This is a genomic window from Caulobacter sp. Root343 (assembly GCF_001425745.1).
Lineage (GTDB): Bacteria > Pseudomonadota > Alphaproteobacteria > Caulobacterales > Caulobacteraceae > Caulobacter.
Genome location: NZ_LMDF01000001.1, coordinates 421,950 through 440,920, shown reverse-complemented (window position 1 = coordinate 440,920; position 18,971 = coordinate 421,950). Strand labels below are relative to the sequence as shown.

The following is an 18,971-nucleotide window of genomic DNA, read 5'->3' as shown; positions in this document are numbered from 1 at the left end:
TTGCCGAGCGGCGCAATGATCCGGAACGGCGTCCTCGCCTACGGCACGCCCGGCGTCTCCGCCCCCTCCGACGCCGCCGCGACCTTCACGGTGGTGGTGAACGGGGCCAGCGGCGCGGGCACCAGGGCGGGCGCGGGCTCGGCCGCGACCTGGATCGGGGCGGCCGGCGCGGCGGCCACGAAGACCGGCTTCGGCGCGGGCTTGGCGGCGACGAACACCAGGCGGTTCCCCTTGCAGGTGCCGGCGTTGTACAGGCCCTTGAGGTAGCCGCGCCGCACGAAGCCGGCCTTGATGGCGTCGCGGACCATCTGGTCGTGGCGCTCGGCCCCGGTCAGCTGGCGCACCCAGCCCCGCATCGGGATCACGTCGGTGACGGTGCGGGCCACCACGCCCAGCACGGGTTTGGACACGGCCTCACCCTTCTTGCCCTTGCCGGCCTCGGAGCGGTCGTCGTAGTCGTCGCCCAGCACCGCATCGAGACTGTCGATCTCGGCCTTCAGCGGCTCGCAGCCCGTCTTCGGCGGCGCGTAGGGATCGGCGACGGCCGTCTTGAGCAGGTCGGGGATCTGCGAACGCACGACATTGATGTCGCGCAGCGGCGCGACCACCGCCGAGCCCAGATTGTCGGTATTGGCCTCCGCCGAGGTCTGGGGCGCCTTTTCCTGCTTGCCCGCCAGCGCCGCGTCAGCCGTCCCCATCCCCAGACACAACGCCAGCAGGGCCAATTGGCTAGACTTGGAGACTGGCGACAACATTCGCGTCAACTCGCACCGTTGAACCATGGAGGATCAACCCGGGGAGCCGCCCCGCCGTTCCGTCGGGGCGCGGCATCGTGATCCGGCCAAGCCGAGCGTTGCCGCAGCGGACCGAAGCGTGCTGATCTAGGGCTCATCCTAGAGCTGCGAAAGCCGAGCCAAGACCGCCATGCCCGACCTCTCGCGTCTGTCGGACACCGAGCGCCAGATCCTGCTGCTGCTGGCCCGGGGCCACACCGCCAAGAGCGCCGCGACGGTGCTCGATCTCACCGAGGCCGCGGTCAACGAACGGCTGCGCGAGGCGCGGCGCAAGGCCGGCGTCGGCAGCAGCCGCGAACTGGCGCGGCTGGCGGCGGCCCAAGAAAATCGTGACGAGAAAATCGGAGTGGCGGACGCGGCGACCGGCGGCGACACCGGACGCCGTCCCTTCGTCTTGCGGGCCCGCTGGCCCCTGCTTCTAGGAGCGCTTTGCATGATTATCCTCGCTTCCGCGGTCGGCGTCTTCGCCGCCCTGGCCGTCGCCGGTCACCCGGCTCCCTCGGGTCCGCCTCGCGTGGTCGCCACCTCTCCGGCCGTCGGCGCGGAGGTGGCGGCCGGCAAGATCGCCATCAAGGTCACCTTCGACCAGCCGATGGCGCCGGGCTATTCGTTCATCGCGCGCGACAAGGCCAGCTACCCGACCTGCGCCCCGAAGCCGACCCAGTCGGCCGACGGCCGCAGCTTCACGCTCGACTGCGTCGTCCAGCCCGGGGACTACTGGATCGGCTTCAACAGCCCGCGCTTCCGGAACTTCACCTCGGTCGCCGGCGCGCCAGCCGTGCCGGCGCTGCTGCGGTTCTCGGCGCACTAGACTGTGCTCGTCGGGGCGCGGGTGTTCATCCTTCTCCCCTTGCGGGAGAAGGTGGCCCGCAGGGCCGGATGAGGGGTCGATAGACCTGTCGGATTAGCGTGATGGTGCAACCGGTTAGGCCTGCACGACCCCTCATCCGACCGCCTTCGGCGGCCACCTTCTCCCGCAAGGGGAGAAGGGCGAACCACGAGCGTTCAGCCCCTTCCGTCCCCCGCCCCCGAAACCAGCCTTATCCTCTACCCACCTCGAAGCACTGGGGAGGGCGCGCGGCCAGCGACCTTCGCGGCTTCGGGGGGTGGTCGAGCGGGGCCAGGTTCGAGGGGGATACTCGAACGGTCCGGGATCTGGTTGCTGGCCAGACCCGCCCGCCGCTGGCGTGGTTGAAGGTAAAAGGGTGTGTCTTAGCCTGTATTGGCTCGCTCTCTTCGACGCCGAGGACCTTCGGAAACGAAGGGCTTCGGATCCCGGTAAGGCCTGAACAGGGCCACCCGACGGGACGCTGGCGGAAAACGATCGCGCGGAGCGTCGGACTTCGTCGAAACGGTAACAACACAATCAAACTCCGGGCGTTGCCCGGCGCTCCGCATCCCTCCCCACTCCTGGCGTTTTCGCGTCGGGCCAATTTCGCGCGCCTGACGATGCTCCCCCGCGCCGCGGGGGAGCTGTCGCGGAGCGACTGAGGGGGCTAACGCGGCTTGGGCCGAGCTAGCCCCCTCCGGCCCTCTGGGCCACCTCCCCCGCATGCGGGGGAGGATCTAAAGAACGGAGGTTCCCATGCCCCTACCCCGCTCGCCTCGTCCCAAGCGCCGCCTCGGTGGTTCACGCTCCGCACGCCGCCGCGCCCATACAAAGACTTGGCTCACGGCGAAGATCACGGAACGCTTCATCGCGCTCGCGGCGCAGCTCGAACGACGACGCAAGCACACCTACAGGGGCGCTCACGGCATAATCGAATATCTCAAGGAAGGAGACCCCGTTCCGCCCGGTCTCCAGAAGGTCGAATTCGACGAGAACGGTCGGGAGATAGAGCACCCCACCCACGAAAAAGCCCCCGGCCTTGCGGCCGAGGGCTTCTCGTCTTGCTTCCGGGAGAAGGAAGGCTAGCGGATGACCCGCGCGCCCTTGCCCTTCATCACGGCCTCGACTTCCGCCTGGCGCACCATCGAGGTGTCGCCCGGGGTGGTCATGGCCAGGGCGCCGTGAGCCGCGCCGTATTCGACGGCGGCCTGGGGGCCCTTGCCTTCCATGAAGCCGAAGGCCAGGCCCGAGGCGAAGCCGTCGCCGCCGCCGACGCGGTCATAGATCTCGAGGTTCTCGCGCATCATCGAGGCGTAGAACTCGCCGCCGGCGTACAGGATCGCCGACCAGTCGTTGACCGAGGCGGTCTTGGCGTTGCGCAAGGTGGTCGCGGCGACCTTGAAGTTCGGGAACTGCTTCACGGCAGTCTCGATCATCTTCTTGAAGTTGGCCGGGTCGATCGAGCTGATGTGCTCGTCCAGGCCTTCGACTTCGAAGCCCAGGCAGGCGGTGAAGTCTTCTTCGTTGCCGATCATCACGTCCACGTACTGGGCGATGTGACGGTTGACCTTCTGCGCGCCTTCCTTGCCGCCCTGCGACTTCCACAGCGAGGCGCGGTAGTTCAGGTCGTAGGAGATCACGGTGCCGTACTTGCGGGCCACTTCGACCGCTTCGATCACGGCTTCCGCCGTGTTCGAGGCCAGGGCCGCGAAGATGCCGCCGGTGTGGAACCAGCGCACGCCTTCCTCGCCGAACAGCTTTTCCCAGTTCACTTCACCGGGGCGGATCTGCGAGGCGGCCGAGTGGCCCCGGTCGCTGCAGCCCAGGGCCGGGCGAACGCCGAAACCCTTTTCGGTGAAGTTCAGGCCGACGCGGGTGTTGCGGCCCAGGCCGTCGAAGTCGCGCCAGATGACGTGGGAGGTGTCGACACCGCCCTGCATCATCAGATCCTCGACCAGCCAGCCCAGGTCGTTCACCGGCAGGGCGGTGACGGCGGTCGAGCGCTTGCCCCAGCACTTCTTGAAGGCGCGGGCGACGTTGTATTCGCCGCCGCCTTCCCAGACGTTGAACTGGCGAGCGTTGCGAACCCGGCCGAAGCCCGGGTCGAAGCGCAGCATCACTTCACCGAAGGAAGCGCAGTCCCACTTCGTTTCCGAAGCCGGGCGGATGTTGAGGATATTGTCGGTCATTTAGGCTTTCCCACGAACCTTCTTGATCAGGTCAACAGTCTCGCGGACCTTCTTGGAGATGCCCGCGTAGTCCTTGGCGTCCAGCATTTCTTGCGTGATCAGCTTGGAGCCCATGCCGGCGGCGACGATGCCAGCGCCGAACCACTTCTTCACCGAGGCTTCGTCCGGATCGACGCCGCCCGTCGGCATGATGCGGGTCCAGGGCATCGGGCCCAGCACCGCCTTGACGAAATCGGGGCCACCGACCGACGAACCCGGGAACACCTTGACGATCTCGCAGCCCAGTTCTTCGGCGTACGAGATTTCCGAGGCCGAGCCGCAGCCCGGCGAATACGGGATCTTGCGGCGGTTGCAGACCTTGGCGACGTCGGCGTTCAGGATCGGGCCGACGACGAACTTGGCGCCGTTGGCGATGTAGATGCCGGCGGTCGGGGCGTCGACGATCGAGCCCACGCCCATGATCACGCGCGGATCGGCCTCGGCGAAATAGCGGGTGACTTCGTAGAAGACGTGGCTGGCGAAGTCGCCGCGGTTGGTGAACTCGATGCAGGGCGCGCCGCCGTCGGCGCAGGCCTGGATCACGCTCTTACAGACCTCGACATCGGGGTGATAGAAAACCGGGATCACACCCTGGTCCATCAAGGCGGTCAGCACCGCCATACGGTCTTTTACCATCATAGACTCCTTCCCGAAGGATCGTTCTTGCGCGGATGGCCTTTTGGGCCGCCGCGCGAGCAATATTTCGCCGGTAGTGGCTCAGGGCGTTCCCTTAGACCGCGTCGGGCGCGGGCGCCATACCGGGCTTGCCGCGACGTCGAACTAATGGGGCGCGAGGCGCGCGCGTCGGAGCCGCTCTGCGGCTCGCTCGCGAAAGTCTCCTGGTCGTCGCTTCCTTCCCCGAACTTTTTTCCTTTGGCGCCCCGCCCTCGCCCGGTCGCAAAAGTGAGGGCGTCGGTATGACCCGACGCCCCGGAAGTTTGCGCAGGAGCGAGCTCAAAGAGCCGCAAACGAGACGGCCAACCACGACGCTGCACCGAAACGTTATGACACCGGTGTCACCGGAAACCGGAAAAGTGGCCAAGCCACTTCGCCACCGGTGTCATGGGCAGATAATCAGAAAGCGAAGGAGAGCGCAAGCGCTGTCGAAGTCGGAAATGGGGAAGGGCAAGCGCTTGAAAACGAAAGCCTTTGCAGGAATGGAAAAACGGCGTTTCGCCATGCACATATGCTGTCATCCCGGCCGTAGCGAAGCGGAGAGCCGGGACCGCCGGAAACGCGGGCGCTTGCGGCGGTCCCGGATCGGCCTTGCAGGCCGTCCGGGATGACAGTTTGCAAGGTCACCCCGTGTTGCGCAGCCCCGCGGCGATGCCCGCGACCGTCAGTTGGATGGCCAGGCGCAGCGACTCATCCTGGTCTCCGGCCCGGCGACGCGACAGCAGCTCCAGCTGCAGGTGGTTCAGCGGATCGACCGAACGGCCTGCCAAGGCCACCGACTCGGCCAGGTCCGGCTGGTTGTCCAGCAGGGCCGAGCCGTTGCGGATCTCCAAGGCGATGCGGGTCGCCGCCTCGTGCTCGCGCTGGATGGTCGCGAAGATCCGCTCGGCGTCGGCCTTGTCGGGCGACAGGGCCACGTAGCGGGCGGCGATGCCCATGTGGCTCTGGGCCAGGGCCAGCTCCATGTTCGACAGCAGGGAGGCGAAGAAATCGAAGTTTCCGGCCAGGTCGCGCAGCTGCTCGACCGCCAGGCCGGCCCGCTCGACGCCCGAGGCGAAGCCGTACCAGCCCGGCAGCATGAAGCGGGCCTGCGACCAGCTGAACACCCACGGGATGGCGCGCAGGTCCTCGATCTTGCGGCTGGCGGTGCGGCTGGCCGGGCGGCTGCCGATGTTGAGGCGGGCGATCTCGCTGATCGGCGTGACCGACCAGAAGAAGTCCTCGAACGCCGGATCGTCGTAGACCAGCGCCCGATAGCCCTCGAACGAGCTGTGGGCCAGGGCGGTCATGGCGGCCTCGACCTTGGGGTCGGGGCGGTGGGCCGGCCGGTCGCTGGCGATCAGCACGGCGGCGGCCAGGCCGTCGAGATTGCGGCGGGCGGTGGGCTGGTCGCCGAAGCGGCGGGCGATCATCTCGCCCTGCTCGGTCATGCGGATGCGGCCCTGGACGGTGCCGGCGGGTTGGGCCAGCACGGCCTCGGCGGCCGGTCCGCCGCCCCGCCCGACGCTGCCGCCGCGGCCGTGGAACAGCTGCAGGCCGACGCCCATCCGGTCGGCCTCGAACGCCAGGGCCGAGGCGCCGCGGGCGACGCCGCGACGGGAGGCGACATAGCCGCCGTCCTTATTCGAGTCGGAATAGCCGAGCATGATCTCCTGCACCGGCCGGTCGCCCAGGATGGTCCGCGACAGCGGCATCTCCAGCCACTGGCGCAGCACGGCCGGGCCGTTCTCGAGGTCGCCGATGGTCTCGAACAGCGGCGCGACCTTGACCGAGGCGCGCGGCGCGGCCCCGCCCCAGACCAGGCCGACCTGCTTGAGCAAGACGAGCGGCTCGAGGATGTCGGACAGGGTCGCGGCCTTCGAGATGATGTACGCACCGAGGCAGCCGTGGCCGTAGTCGCGCACCGCCTGGGCGGCGGCGTCCATGGTGGCCAGCTCGCGGGTCGTCTCTTCGCTGTAGGCGGTGAACGGCGAGACCAGGGGCCGCTGGTGCGACAGCTCCTCGATCAGCACCTTGCAGCGGGCGTCCTCGTCCAGGTCCAGATAGCGGACGCCGGCCCCGGCGCGCTGGAACAGCTCGTGGACGGTGCGCTCGTGGACGTCGGCGTTCTGGCGCAGGTCCAGGCTCATCAGGTGGAAGCCGCAAGCCTTGGCCACCGCGACCAGGGTGCGCAGGGACGACCCGACCAGGCGCTCGCCGCCGTTGCGCTCCAAGCTGTCGATGATGACCGACAGGTCGGCGACGAAGGCGTCCGGATGGCCGTAGGGCTCGACGTCGGTCGCGCCGTTGGCGTAGGCCACCGGCTGGCCGGTCAGCCTCTGCGACACGGCGGTCAGGCGGTCGAACACCAGCTCCAGCGCCAAGCGATAGGGCTCGTCCAGGCGATGGACCGACGGATCCTTGGTCTGGGCCGCCAGGGCCAGCAGCTCTTCAGAGACCGGCGTATAGGCGGTCGAGACCGCCAGGTTCGACCACAGCTTGCGGACCTCGCCGGCGTACCAGTCGAGGATCACGCGAGACTGCGAGCTCAGGGCCAGCTTCAGGGTCTCCCCGTTGACGCCGGGATGGCCGTCGCGGTCGCCGCCCAGCCACGAGCCCATCTTCAGCAGCGGCGCCAGGTGGCCGTGCTCGCCGATCTTCGTCGTCCAGTCGCCGTAGAGGTCGATGATCGCCGGCAGGATCGAGGTGCGGACGATCGACAGGGCGTTGCGGATCTCGTCCTTCACGGTGATCCGCTCGGGCCGATACAGGCGAGTGCGCCACATCAGGGCGATCTCGCGGAACAGGCTCTCGCGGATCTCGGCGTCCAGGTCCGGCGGCAGGTGATGGCGGCGCAGGGCCATCAGCCGCGAGATCTCGGTCTCGCGGTCGACCATGCTGCGGCGGCGCACCTCGGTCGGGTGGGCGGTCAGCACCGGCACGACGTTCATGGCCGCGAAGATCTTGGCCAACTCGGCGTCGGTCTTGCCGTGGTCCTTCAGGATGCGGACCGCGTCGATCAGGGTGCGGGGGCGCTCGTCGCCCGGCTGGGCGTCGACCTCGGCATGGCGGCGGCGGCCGGCGACGTCCTCGCCGATATTGGCCAGCAACGAATGGCTGGCGAAGGCCCGCGCCAGGAACACGGCCTGCTCGGTGGAGAGGTCGGCGAACAGATGGTCCAGCACCGGCGCCTCGCCCGAGGCCTCGTCTTCGCGGGAAGCGGCCTTGCGCGCCTTGATCACCAGGGCGGCGGCCTCGTCGCCTTCCAGATAGGCGATGGCCTCGGCCAGCAGGTCGCTCAGCAGATTGGCGTTCTGGCGGACGTGACGGCTGGTCGGACGGTCGACGTCGATCGACAGGGCCGGATTGCGCATGCGCGGACTCCAAGGACCGCGCGCGGTGCGGCCCCCCACTGGAATGGATCTCGAGAACGCGTCACGGCCCCGAAAGCGTCTCCAGGGCCTGACGTCGCGGCGCCCTCTAGCGCGCTTCACCGGGCGGGGAAAGCCGCCCGGCACGATGGTTGCGCTACCATCGTATTTTCGCGCGAATTTGTGTCGCTAGCGCGCCAACCACCCGCCGTCCACGGGCAGAGTAATCCCCTGGACGTAGTCGGCGGCCGACGAGGCCAGGAACACGGCCGCGCCGCCGATGTCCTCCGGACGGCCCCAGCGGGCGGCCGGGATGCGGGCCAGGATGGCGGCGTTGCGGTCCTGGTCGGCGCGCAGGGCCTCGGTGTTATTGGTGTCGAAATAGCCTGGCGCGATGGCGTTGACGTTGATCCCCTTCGTCGCCCACTCGTTGGCCAGGATCTTGGTCAGGCCGGCCAGGCCCGACTTGGCGGCCGTGTACGACGGCACGCGGATGCCGCCCTGGAACGACAGCAGGCTGGCGATATTGATCACCTTGCCGGTCACGCCGTTCACGGGACCTTGCTTCAGGGCCTGCTTGGCGAAGGCCTGGGTCAGGAAGAAGACGACCTTCAGATTGGTGTCCATCACCGCGTCCCAGTCGGCTTCCGAGAACTCGATCGAGTCGGCGCGGCGGATGATGCCGGCGTTATTGACCAGGATGTCGACCTTGCCGAACGCGGCGACGGTCTCGTCGACCACGCGCTGGACGGGCTCGATCGACCCGAAGTCGGCCTTGATCGACAGGAACTTGCGGCCAAGGGCCTCGACGGCGGCTTGGGTCTCGGTCGGCTCGCTGCGGCCCGCGGCGGCGATGTCGGCGCCGGCCTGAGCGAGCGCGATGGCGATCCCCTGCCCGATCCCGGTGTTGGCGCCGGTGACGAGCGCGACCTTGCCTTCGAGGCTGAACGGATTGGCCATGATGCGAAGCTTCCCTTGAAGATTGTCATCCCGGACGACCTGAAAGGTCGATCCGGGACCGCCAGAAGCGCCTGCGCCTCTCGCGGTCCCGGCTCTGCGCTTCGCTCCGGCCGGGATGACAGCCGGAGCGCGCGTGGGCTTTCGCCCCTACTTCAGCTGGCAGATGTCCAGCACGTTCATGTCGGTATAGTCGAGGTTCTCGCCGCCCATCGCCCAGATGAAGGTGTAGTTGGCGGTGCCCGAGCCCATGTGGATCGACCACGGCGGGCTCATCACGGCTTCCTCGTTGGCGATCACGATGTGACGCATCTCGTCCGGCTCGCCCATGTAATGGAAGACGCGGTCGTTTTCGCCCAGGTCGAAGTAGAAATAGGCTTCCGATCGGCGGTCATGCAGGTGGGGCGGCATGGTGTTCCAGACGCTGCCCGGCTTCAGCACCGTCATGCCCAGCAGCAGCTGAGCCGACTTGCAGGTGGTCGGGACGATGTACTGGTAGATGGTGCGCTCGTTGCTGGTCTCCAGCGCGCCGCGCTCCAGGGCGACGGCGTCGGCGAAGGCCAGCTTCTTGGTTTCGAACGAAGCGTGGGCCGGCAGGCTGACCAGGTAGAAGCGCGCCGCGGCGCCGCCGATGCCTTCGAAGGTCACGTCCTTGGCGCCCATGGTGACGTACAGGCCGTCACGCGGAACGATCTCGTAGGCCACGCCATCGACGGTGATCTTGCCGGTCGTGTCGCCGACATTGATCACGCCCAGCTCGCGGCGCTCCAGGAACGGATGGCCGGCGGCCGAGGCGGGCTCGGTCTGGTCGGGCAGCTTGATCGCCGTGGTGGCGACGACGCCGCCGACGACGAAGCGTTCGGCGTGATTGTAGGTCAGGACGATCTGGCCGTCCTGGAACAGGCCCTGCATCAGGTAGCGATCGCGCAGGTCGTCGTTGCTGACCGCGAACATCATGTCCGGATGGGTGGCGTGGTAGGTCTTGGCGAACATAGGGAAGTCTCCGGAAGGGTGTTCTTATTCGGCGGCGGCGCGCAGCGCGGCGGGGCGAGCCCAGTCCGGACGCTGGTCCAACTTGTAGGCCTTCTTAGGCAGGTTGTACGTCAGATCGACGATCACCTCTTCGGCCTCGACCAGATCCATGCGGTGCTCGGCGACCATGCGGGCCAGGAAGGCGCTGTCGACGCGGCGGGCCACGTCGTGGCGGGCCGGGATCGACAGGAAGGCGCGGGTGTCGTCGTTGAAGCCGACGGTGTTGTAGAAGCCCGCGGTCTCGGTGACCTGCTCGCGGAAGCGCATCATGCCTTCCGGACTGTCGTGGAACCACCAGGACGGGCCCAGCTTCAGCACCGGATAGTGGCCGGCCAGAGGGGCCAGTTCGCGGCTGTAGACGGTCTCGTCCAGGGTGAACAGGATCACCGACAGGCGCGGATCGTTGCCCAGGCGGCTCAGCAGCGGCTTCAAGGCCGAGACGTACTCGGTCCGCATCGGGATGTCGGCGCCCTTGTCGCGACCATGCGACGCCAGCAGGCCGGCGTTGTGATTGCGGTGCGAGCCCGGGTGGATCTGCATGACCAGCCCGTCGTCCAGGCTCATCTTGGCCATCTCGGTCAGCATCTGAGCGCGGAACAGCTCGGCCTTCTCGGGCGTGACGTCGCCCTTCACCAGGCTGTTGAACAGCGCCTCGGCCTCGGCGTCCGAGAGGTCGGCGGTCGCCGCCGTCGGATGGCCGTGGTCGGACGAGGTGGCGCCCGCGTCGATGAAGGCGGCCCGGCGCAGGCGGTGCGCTTCCAGGTAGCTCTTCCAGCTGTAGACGTCCTGGCCCGAGGTCTCGGCGAAACGTTCGAAGGCGCGCGGCGAGCGCTCGTCTTCGAAATCGATGACCGCGTCGGGGCGATAGGCGGTGATGACGTGGCCGCCCCAGCCGCTCTCGCGGATCGCGTGGTGGTGCTTCAGCGTCTCGTGCGGCCCCTCGGTGGTGGCCAGGGTCTCGATGTTGAAGCGGTCGAACAGCGCGCGCGGCCGGAAGGCGTCCGTGGCCAGGGCGTCGTTGATGCGGTCGAAATAGTCGTCGGCCGTCGAGGCGTCGAGGAAGTCGGTGAAGCCGAACACCTTGGAGAACACGTGGTTCAGCCAGATCCACGACGGCGTGCCACGGAAGAGATGGAAGTTCGTCGCCAGCAGGCGCCAGGCCTCGCGCGGATCGGTCGACGGAACGCCGGCCTTGGAGCGCACCTTCAGGGCGTCCAGGCTGATCCCCTGACTGTAGAGCATCCGGTACAGGTAGTGGTCCGGCGCCAGCAGCAGGTCGGTGGCGTCCTGGAACGGTTCGTTGGTCGCGAACCAGCTGGGATCGGTGTGCCCGTGCGGGCTGATGATCGGCAGGTCCTTGACCAGCGCATAGAGGCCCCGCGCATAGGACCGCGTGGTCGGATCCGCTGGGAACAGTCGATCGTCGTGGAAATTCAGAGGCCTAGCCATGGCGGTGCGTCTGCTCCCTGCTTTTTAGCCTGCGGCTTCGCGGATGGCCGCTTCGGTGCGCTTGGTAACCGGTGTCATGGTCCTATGCAAGCCGAAGGCGGCCGCAATTCATCAAGCCGGCACGGGCCCCGAAGACTCTCGGACCACCAGGCTCGGTTCGGTCTTGGTCATGTCGCGCGGTTCTCGCCGCTCGACACCGATCAGCTTCTCGGCGGCCATGCGTCCGATCTCGCGGGTCGGCGTATGGACCGTGGTCAACGGCGGCCAGACGGCTTGGGCGATCTGGAAATCGTCGAAGCCGACGACGGTCAGATCCTGCGGCACCGACAGGGCTGCCTTGCGCGCCGACTGCAGAACGCCCGCGGCCATTTCGTCGTTGCCGCAAAAGATCGCCGTCGGGCGCGGAGTCCGCGCCAGCAGGGTGTCGCCGCAGGCCACGCCGGATTCGAAGGTGTAGGCGCCCTGGACGATGTCGTCGGGGGCCAGAGTCAGGCCCGCCTCGGCCAGACCGTCCTCGAAGCCCCCTCGCCGCTCGTGCGACGAGCGGAAGCTTTCGGGACCCGAGATGAATGCGATCGTCTTGTGGCCCAGCGCGATAATGTGACGCGCGGCCTGGACGCCGCCCAAGCGGTCATGGCCGACGATCATGTGCTCTGGCTTGTCCAGCTCGACCGAGGCGATGCGGATGTAGGAGCAACCAATCTCGTTCAGCAGCTTGGCGACGCGTTCGTCCTCCGACACCGAAGGCGGCAGGACCACGCCATACAGCTTCTGACGCTCCACGAAGGAGCGGATGTCAGTCAGGAACGTCGGGCTGGAGCGGTCGCACGGGTGAACGACCAGCTCGAAGCCCGAGCCGCGCAAACCGTCCAGCAGGCCCAGCTGCATGTTCACGACGTATTGTGGATTGGGGTTGTCGTAGACCATGCCGATCAGGAACGAACGGCGGAACGCCAGGCCACGCGCCTGCGGGTCGGGAGCATAGCCCCACTCGGCGATCACCGCCTCGATCCGTTCGCGGGTCTCGTCGCGCACGAAGGGGGACTGGTTGATGACGCGTGAGACGGTCTTCTTGGATACCCCCGCCAGGCGGGCGATGTCGTTGATGGTGGCCCTGCGACGGCCGCCCTCCACGCCAGTCTCTCCCCCTTCCTGGGCAATGGCTTCCGGGGTCGAGGAAGGCGTCTTTGAAGAGTTCACGGCGTTTCCAGCAGCTTTAGGCATTTTCTTTTGTCATACTCTAGCCGCGCAAGCGCCGCCAACCTAGGACGAAACGTCTGCTTGCGACCCGACTGACACCGGTTACCATGTCACTGACGGTCCAATTTGGCGACACTCAACCCGGCGACCACGATCAACGATGACTGAAACCACCCTGGCCCAGCGCGAATCGATCCACCCGGTGGACCCTCGAGACCACGTAGCGATGGCTTTGCGCGATCTCGTCGCCGGCGAGACGCTCGACCTTCACGGGCAATCGATCACCGTCCGCGTCGACGTTCCCAAGGGCCACAAGATCGCTATCCGCGCCGCCAAGGCCGGTGACGACGTCCTGAAATACGGCTGGCCGATCGGCCGGGCGGTCGTCGACATTGCCGTCGGCGATCATGTCCACGTCCACAATGTCGTGACCCGTCTGGAGGGCGTCGAGGGCTACGCCTTCATGCCGACCGCGCCCGAGCCGCACACCGCGCCCTCGGCCCGCACCTTCGACGGCTATCGCCGCAAGAACGGCCGAGCCGGCACCCGCAACGAGATCTGGGTGCTATGCACGGTCGGCTGCGTGGCCAACACCGCCCGCCGCATCGCCGAGAAGGCCAATCAGCGCTTCGCCGGCCGCGTCGATGGCGTCTATGCCTTTCCCCATCCGTTCGGCTGCTCGCAGCTAGGCGACGACCTTACTCACACCCGCAAGCTGATCGCCGGCCTGGCCAGCCATCCCAACGCCGGCGGCGTGCTGATCCTGGGCCTGGGCTGCGAAAACAACCAGCTGAAGGCCCTGCTGGAGTCCGCGCCCGATATCGACGGCGAGCGCCTGAGAAGCTTCACGACCCAGATGGTCGAGGACGAACTCGAGGACGGCCTGGCCGCCGTCGAGGCCCTGATAGAGATCGCCGAAAACGACCGCCGCGAACCGATCCCGGTCTCGGAACTGGTCGTCGGCTTGAAGTGCGGCGGCTCGGACGGCTTCTCGGGGGTCACCGCCAATCCACTGGTCGGCCGGATCGCCGACAAGGTCGCCGACGCCGGCGGCACGCCGGTCCTGACCGAGATCCCCGAGGTGTTCGGCGCCGAGAACGTGCTGCTGCAGCGCTCCGTCAGTCGCGAAGTGTTCGACCAGGCCGTCGGGGTGATCGACGACTTCAAGCGCTACTTCATCGACAACAACCAGCCGATCTACGAGAACCCCTCGCCCGGCAACATCGCCGGCGGCATCACGACCCTGGAGGAGAAGTCCCTCGGCGCGGTGCAGAAGGGCGGACGGGCCCAGTTGGTCGAGGTGATCCGCTATGGCGAGCGCGTCGGCCCGCACGGCCTGACTCTGCTGGAAGCTCCCGGCAACGACGCCGTGTCGTCGACCGCCCTGACCGCCGCCGGCGCCACGGTGATCCTGTTCACCACCGGCCGCGGCACGCCGCTGGGCTTCCCCGCCCCGACCCTGAAGATTGCTTCGAATTCGGGCTTGGCCCAGCGCAAGCCCGGCTGGATCGACTTCGACGCCGGCCAGGTGCTGGCGGGCGTCTCAATGGACGACGCCGCCGACGCCCTGATGGACCTGGTGGTCGACACCGCCTCGGGCAAGGCCACCAAGGCCGAGCTGAACGGCGAGCGCGAGATCGCCATCTGGAAGTCAGGCGTGACCCTGTAGGAAATGGTCAAGCCAATTGCCACCAAGGTCAGACTACAGCATGTAGGCTGCCAATCTTTCCGTTACGAAACCCCAGGCGTGCTCCCTTGACGGCTTCTTCCGCGACCTCCCCCGCCCTGCGTCTGAGCGCGACCAGCTATCCGGGCGCTATCCCCGGCGTCGCCCTGCCGACCTACGATCGTGACAAGGTCCAGGTCGGCGTCGTGCACTTTGGCCCCGGCGCCTTCCATCGCGCCCACCAGGCCTTCTATTTCGACCAACTGCTGGCCAAGGACCCGCGCTGGGGGATCTGCGCCGTTTCGCTGAAGAGCCCCGGCGTTCGCGACGCCCTGGAGCCGCAGGATGGGCTCTACACGTTGGCCCAGCTGGACGCCGAGACCACCTTCCGCGTCGTCGGATCGATCGTCGAGGTGCTGGTCGCGCCCGAAGATCCGCCGTCGGTGTTCGCGCGCCTCGCCGCCCCGACCACCCGCATTGTCACCCTGACCGTGACCGAGAAGGGCTACACGCTCTCCAGCGCCGGCGGCCTCGACGAGAGCCATCCGGACATCGTTCACGACCTGGCCCATCCGCGCGAACCGAAGAGCGCCGTCGGCTATATCGTCGAGGGTCTGCGTCGCCGGTTCGCCGCGGGCCTCGCCCCCTATGCCGTCGTGGCCTGTGACAATCTCGCCGACAACGGCTGGCGCCTGAAGGCGGCCGTCGTCGCCTTCGCGTCCAAGGTCGACGCCGACCTCGCCGCCTGGATCGAGCGCGAAGCTAGCTTCCCGCGCACCATGGTCGACAGCATCACCCCCGCGACGGACGATGCGCTGCGGGCCCGCGTTCAGGACGCCACCGGCCTGGAGGACGCCTGGCCGATCCAGCGCGAGGCCTTCACCCAATGGGTGGTCGAGGACGTGCTGCCGGCCGACGCGCCAGACCTGGCCAGCGTCGGCGTCATCCTGACCGACGACGTGCGCGGCTTCGAGCGCGCCAAGCTGCGGCTGCTGAACGGCGTTCACTCCACCCTGGCCTATGCCGGCATCCTGCGCGGCCATGAGACGGTGTTCGAGGCGGTCAGCGATCCGGCGCTCGAGGCTCTGGCCCGCGACCTGATGGTCAAGGACATCATCCCGACGCTCACCGCGCCGCGGGGTCTGGACCTGGCCGAGTATGCCGAAGCCATCCTGGCCCGGTTCCGCAACCCGGAGATCCGCCACTTCCTGGCTCAGATCGCTTGGGACGGCACCCAGAAGCTGCCCTTCCGGATCCTCGGCACCTTGACCGAAACGCTGGAGGCCGGCCGCTCGATCGAACGCTTGGCCATCTCGCTGGCGGCCTGGATGCGGTTCGTGGCCTTGCGCGCCAAGACGGGCGAGGCGATCACCGATCCGCTGGCCGACAAGCTTTCGGAAATCGGCGTCGGCGCGACCGGCGACGCCAAGACCGACGTGGCGGCCTTCCTGGCGCTGAACAGCGTGTTCCCGGCCAACCTGACCGGCAACCCGATCTTCGTGGAAGCGGTCGAGAAGGCCTACGCGGACCTCGGCTAGCGGGTCACGCCTCTGGCGGTCAGCACCGGAACGACGGTGCTGACCATGATCCTCAGGTCGAACAGGAACGATCGGCGACGCAGGTATTCGGCGTCCAGAGCCACCTTGTCTGAAATAGCCAGCTCGTCGCGCCCATTGATCTGCGCCCAGCCGGTGACGCCGGGGCGCAAGATGTCCACGCCGGCGGCTTTGCGCGCCGCGATCAGGTCATCCTGATTGAACAAGGCTGGGCGCGGGCCGACCAGGCTCATGTGACCGACCAGCACGCTCCACAGCTGCGGCAGCTCGTCGAGGCTGAGCTTGCGCATCATCGGCCCCATCGGCGTCAGCCAGCGGTCAGGGTCTTCCAGCAGGTGCGTGGCGACCTCGGGCGCGTCGATCCGCATGGTGCGGAACTTCGGCATGGGAAACAACGCCGAGCCCTTGCCCACCCGTTGCGACCAGTAAAGCCCCGGCCCTGGCGAGGTCAGGCGCACCAGCAGCCACAGGACCACCAACGGTATGGCCAGCACGATCAGGCCGACCGCCGCCGCCAGGAAGTCGAAGGCGCGCTTCACCTAGCCTCCAGGGATTAACCCAGGTCGCCGCTGGCCGCGTCGAGCAGCAGATAGGCCCGCCCGGCGTCCGACGACAGCAACGCCGCCAGCAGGAAGCCCTCGCGGTCCTGACCGGCGGCCTCTTCGATCATGCCGGCGTAGCGCTTCAGGAAGCGCTCGGTGTTGCTCTTCAGCGTGCCGTCCGAGAACAGGCGCCGGACCAGGCGGCGGATGGCGGCGGGCGCCAGGCGCTTGACCACCTCGCGGGCGCCGGCGGCGTCGCGGGTCTGCAGGGCGGCGGCGATCTCGTCGATGCGACCGCGCGGCAACAAGGCGTGCGGGTCGATCCCCATGGCGGTGATCTCGGCCGCCAGCTTGTCCCCCAAGGCGGCGTCGCCCGGCGAGCTGTTCTCGATGCCGGACAGCAAGTTGCGCCAGCTCCAGCCGCCCTCGCCGTCCGGCTCCGGCGGCGGCGTCGAAGATGGCTTGCGCGGCGCGGCCTGCTCGAACACCGAGCGGAACTCCTCGTCGGAGGCCGTCGGCGTCAAGCGCAGGCGGCGGCGGTCGGCGGGCGGCTCCTCCTCGTCGTCGAACTCCGCCATCGGCAAGGCCTGCGGCGGTTGCGCGGCTGGAGGCGGCGCGGCGGAACGCTTCGGCGGCTGTGTGGGCGACGCCGCGCGGGCGGCGACGGTGGCGGCGCTGGAAGCGGTGACGGCCCCGGCCGCCTCGCTGAGCATCTCGTAGTTGCGGCGCACGCGCTCCTGGAAGGCCTGATCGATCGCCGCCGTCTCCTCGGCGGTGCGGCGAATGGCGTTCATCAGCTGCTCGACGCCCTGTTCAATCGAGATGCGGACCTCGGCGGCCTTCTGCAGGGCTTCGGCTGGCAGGTCGGCGGTGCGCTTGCCAATCTCGGCCAGCATGCCTTCCAACTCGTCTAGAGTGCCGCGTGCGGACTGGACGGAGTCGGCCAGCTTTTGCGAGGTGCGCGCCCCGGCCTGTTCGACCATCTGGGCCGAATGCTCGATGATGTCGCGCGCCTCTTCCATGCGGGATTCGAAGACGGCGTCGGCCTTCTGGCCGGCGGCGAAGGCGATCTCGTTCAGCTGGTCGACGCGGCTGCGGGCGGCCTCGACGCGGGCCTCGACGCTTTCGCTGGCCTTGAGCGCGGCTTGAGCCATCGCCTCCATGGCCGCCTTCAGCTCTTCCTCCAGCAGCGTGCGCTGGTTCTCGGCCACGTCGCCGATGGTTTCGAGCGTCTTCTTGGCGTTGTCGGCGAGGGTTTCCCGATGGGCGGTGGCGCCCTCGGCCAGTTCGCGGAACTGGTCGGCGGCCGAACTGATCAGGCCGCGCAGGATCTCCGCGCCCATGGAAGCGGTGTCGGACAGCTCGGTGGCCCCGACCCGGGTATAGGCGACGAACTCGGTGAGCTGGGCCGTACGGGTTTCGGCCTCGGAGGCGAAGTCCTCCTGGTCCGAACGCAGGGCTTGGCTGACCTCCACGAGCGCGGCGCGCTGGGCGGCCAGGCTCTTCTCGACCGAGGCGACCTGGTCGCCAACGCCGTGGCCGGCGGTCTCAAGGCGCGCGATCTGGCGGGAAAGGTCCTCGGCGCCGACGCGGGCGGCGTCGGAGGCTTCGGCGGCGGCGGCGGCCAGATCCGCGGCGCGGGCGGCCAGGGCGGCCTCGGCCTCGCGCAGCTGGGTCTCGGCCAGGTCGGAGGCCTCGGCCACCATGCGGGCCTGGCTGCCGATCGCGTCGACCACCGCCGTGGAGCGGGCGTCCAGCGACTGCGACAGCGACTCCATCGCGGTGCGCTCGTGGCTTAGGCCCTGGGCCAACTGATTGGCCATCTTGGCGGACTCGGCGGCGGCCTCGGCCAGGCGCGCGGTCTCCTCGGCCAGGGCCTGGCGCAACGAGATGATATGCTCGCGCGCCCGCTGGGCGGCGGCGGCGGCCTCTTCGACGCCTTGGCGCATGGCGTCGACGGCGCTGGACGCCCCGGCGGCGGCCAGGGCGGCCGGGCTGACCAGGCGGTCGGTCAGGGTGCGGGTGCGGCGCAGTTCGTCCGAGATCCCGGTCGCCTGGCGCAGCAGATAGGCGCCCAGCAGGGTCAACAGGGCCGGACCCAGGGCCAGGCCGGCGAACACCATCAAGGCGAAACCCTCGACCTTGAAGGCAGGCACGCCGCGGGCGTAGCCGAAGGCGAAGGCGATCGGCGCCAGCGCCCAGAGCGCCGCGAGAGCGGTAGCCAGGGTCCAGAACAGCACGCTGGACATGCGGCGCGGAACATCCTCGGTCGTCAACGCGACCGGCGCCTCGGACATGGGGCCACGCAGATCGAGCGCGGCTTCGCGCGTTCCGGCCTTGGCCGGCGCGGCGCGCTCGGCCTCGACGATGGGCGCCGGCGGCTGAGCGCTGGCGGCCAGCGAGGTCGCGGGCTTCAGGTCAGGCTCGGCGAAGCTGGTGATCGGCTCGGGCTCCGGCTCGCGCCGACGGCGAGACCGCACGGCCGTCGGCGGCGGAACCGCCAGGTCGTCGTTCAGTATTTCTTGCAGGCTCAAGGGTTCGGCGGACGGGATCTCCGTCTCCGGCTCGGAAAACGACGTCGTTTCTGGAAGTGTCGCCTCTGGGAGTTCAGGCGTGATCCTGGTTTCCTCGGGAGGGGTGTCCGTCGGCGTCGCGGAAAAATCGAGCGGTTGGCGCTTCTTAGGCTTCATACA

General features: G+C 68.2%; 14 protein-coding genes and 1 pseudogene. 5 read left to right on the top strand and 10 right to left on the bottom strand.

All coding sequences use genetic code 11. The annotated features are described in order from the left end of the window. Positions 1–38: 38 nt before the first annotated feature. Positions 39–755, bottom strand: coding sequence for a hypothetical protein (locus ASC70_RS02005; protein WP_056045976.1), 717 nt, complete (start codon positions 753–755; stop codon positions 39–41). A 169-nt stretch (positions 756–924) separates the two neighbouring features. Here ASC70_RS02005 and ASC70_RS02000 point away from each other — a divergent pair, with 169 nt between their 5' ends. From ASC70_RS02000 to ASC70_RS24745, 3 genes and pseudogenes are all read left to right on the top strand, one after another. Continuing rightward, positions 925–1,605: a LuxR C-terminal-related transcriptional regulator gene (locus tag ASC70_RS02000; RefSeq protein WP_056045973.1), complete on the top strand. Its 681-nt coding sequence runs from the start codon at positions 925–927 to the stop codon at positions 1,603–1,605. A 231-nt stretch (positions 1,606–1,836) separates the two neighbouring features. Further along, positions 1,837–1,985, top strand: a pseudogene (locus ASC70_RS25390) (hypothetical protein); the annotation flags it as partial. 394 nt (positions 1,986–2,379) lie between these two features. Then, on the top strand, positions 2,380–2,709 hold the full coding sequence (locus ASC70_RS24745) for a hypothetical protein (RefSeq protein WP_156396095.1): 330 nt from the start codon (positions 2,380–2,382) through the stop codon (positions 2,707–2,709). On the opposite strand, the gene ASC70_RS01990 is transcribed toward ASC70_RS24745, so the two are convergent. The 7 genes from ASC70_RS01990 to ASC70_RS01960 all read right to left on the bottom strand — a co-directional run bounded on the left by ASC70_RS01990 (position 2,706) and on the right by ASC70_RS01960 (position 12,538). After that, complete coding sequence (locus ASC70_RS01990; RefSeq protein ID WP_047411116.1) at positions 2,706–3,812, bottom strand: sugar kinase; 1,107 nt, start codon at positions 3,810–3,812, stop codon at positions 2,706–2,708. The genes ASC70_RS24745 and ASC70_RS01990 overlap by 4 nt on opposite strands. Further along, the gene (locus ASC70_RS01985) at positions 3,813–4,487 is read right to left on the bottom strand and encodes a bifunctional 4-hydroxy-2-oxoglutarate aldolase/2-dehydro-3-deoxy-phosphogluconate aldolase (protein ID WP_047411483.1); all 675 of its coding nucleotides are present in this window, start codon (positions 4,485–4,487) and stop codon (positions 3,813–3,815) included. Positions 4,488–5,149: 662 nt separating this feature from the next. Then, complete coding sequence (gene ppc / locus ASC70_RS01980) at positions 5,150–7,879, bottom strand: phosphoenolpyruvate carboxylase (protein WP_056045969.1); 2,730 nt, start codon at positions 7,877–7,879, stop codon at positions 5,150–5,152. 186 nt (positions 7,880–8,065) lie between these two features. Further along, positions 8,066–8,836, bottom strand: a complete 771-nt coding sequence (gene kduD, locus ASC70_RS01975) for a 2-dehydro-3-deoxy-D-gluconate 5-dehydrogenase KduD (RefSeq protein ID WP_047411110.1) — start codon at positions 8,834–8,836, stop codon at positions 8,066–8,068. 147 nt (positions 8,837–8,983) lie between these two features. Then, positions 8,984–9,826 carry a 5-dehydro-4-deoxy-D-glucuronate isomerase gene (gene kduI, locus ASC70_RS01970; protein WP_047411107.1) on the bottom strand — a complete coding sequence of 281 codons (843 nt, stop codon included), beginning with the start codon at positions 9,824–9,826 and terminating at the stop codon, positions 8,984–8,986. A gap of 24 nt (positions 9,827–9,850) precedes the next feature. Then, on the bottom strand, positions 9,851–11,314 hold the full coding sequence (gene uxaC, locus ASC70_RS01965) for a glucuronate isomerase (RefSeq protein ID WP_056045966.1): 1,464 nt from the start codon (positions 11,312–11,314) through the stop codon (positions 9,851–9,853). Between the two features lie 111 nt (positions 11,315–11,425). Beyond that, on the bottom strand, positions 11,426–12,538 hold the full coding sequence (locus ASC70_RS01960; RefSeq protein WP_056045964.1) for a LacI family DNA-binding transcriptional regulator: 1,113 nt from the start codon (positions 12,536–12,538) through the stop codon (positions 11,426–11,428). A gap of 136 nt (positions 12,539–12,674) precedes the next feature. Between ASC70_RS01960 and ASC70_RS01955 the strand changes: the two genes are divergently transcribed. Together ASC70_RS01955 and ASC70_RS01950 are read left to right on the top strand one after the other, a co-directional pair. After that, complete coding sequence (locus ASC70_RS01955; RefSeq protein WP_056045962.1) at positions 12,675–14,183, top strand: UxaA family hydrolase; 1,509 nt, start codon at positions 12,675–12,677, stop codon at positions 14,181–14,183. Between the two features lie 86 nt (positions 14,184–14,269). After that, positions 14,270–15,718, top strand: coding sequence for a mannitol dehydrogenase family protein (locus ASC70_RS01950; protein WP_056045959.1), 1,449 nt, complete (start codon positions 14,270–14,272; stop codon positions 15,716–15,718). Here the strand turns inward: ASC70_RS01950 and ASC70_RS01945 are convergent. Both ASC70_RS01945 and ASC70_RS01940 read right to left on the bottom strand, forming a co-directional pair. Then, the gene (locus tag ASC70_RS01945; protein WP_056045958.1) at positions 15,715–16,275 is read right to left on the bottom strand and encodes a sugar transferase; all 561 of its coding nucleotides are present in this window, start codon (positions 16,273–16,275) and stop codon (positions 15,715–15,717) included. The two genes, ASC70_RS01950 and ASC70_RS01945, sit on opposite strands and share 4 nt — an antisense overlap. Positions 16,276–16,289: 14 nt before the next feature. Further along, positions 16,290–18,968, bottom strand: coding sequence for a hypothetical protein (locus ASC70_RS01940; protein WP_056045955.1), 2,679 nt, complete (start codon positions 18,966–18,968; stop codon positions 16,290–16,292). Positions 18,969–18,971 lie beyond the last annotated feature (3 nt).

What these genes read in the sequence shown, in the direction of transcription:
- ASC70_RS02005 (WP_056045976.1), bottom strand. Translation starts at nt 755, where the DNA reads ATGTTGTCGCCAGTCTCCAAGTCTAGCCAATTGGCCCTGCTGGCGTTG.
- ASC70_RS02000 (WP_056045973.1), top strand. Translation starts at nt 925, where the DNA reads ATGCCCGACCTCTCGCGTCTGTCGGACACCGAGCGCCAGATCCTGCTG.
- ASC70_RS24745 (WP_156396095.1), top strand. Translation starts at nt 2,380, where the DNA reads ATGCCCCTACCCCGCTCGCCTCGTCCCAAGCGCCGCCTCGGTGGTTCA.
- ASC70_RS01990 (WP_047411116.1), bottom strand. Translation starts at nt 3,812, where the DNA reads ATGACCGACAATATCCTCAACATCCGCCCGGCTTCGGAAACGAAGTGG.
- ASC70_RS01985 (WP_047411483.1), bottom strand. Translation starts at nt 4,487, where the DNA reads ATGGTAAAAGACCGTATGGCGGTGCTGACCGCCTTGATGGACCAGGGT.
- ppc (WP_056045969.1), bottom strand. Translation starts at nt 7,879, where the DNA reads ATGCGCAATCCGGCCCTGTCGATCGACGTCGACCGTCCGACCAGCCGT.
- kduD (WP_047411110.1), bottom strand. Translation starts at nt 8,836, where the DNA reads ATGGCCAATCCGTTCAGCCTCGAAGGCAAGGTCGCGCTCGTCACCGGC.
- kduI (WP_047411107.1), bottom strand. Translation starts at nt 9,826, where the DNA reads ATGTTCGCCAAGACCTACCACGCCACCCATCCGGACATGATGTTCGCG.
- uxaC (WP_056045966.1), bottom strand. Translation starts at nt 11,314, where the DNA reads ATGGCTAGGCCTCTGAATTTCCACGACGATCGACTGTTCCCAGCGGAT.
- ASC70_RS01960 (WP_056045964.1), bottom strand. Translation starts at nt 12,538, where the DNA reads ATGCCTAAAGCTGCTGGAAACGCCGTGAACTCTTCAAAGACGCCTTCC.
- ASC70_RS01955 (WP_056045962.1), top strand. Translation starts at nt 12,675, where the DNA reads ATGACTGAAACCACCCTGGCCCAGCGCGAATCGATCCACCCGGTGGAC.
- ASC70_RS01940 (WP_056045955.1), bottom strand. Translation starts at nt 18,968, where the DNA reads ATGAAGCCTAAGAAGCGCCAACCGCTCGATTTTTCCGCGACGCCGACG.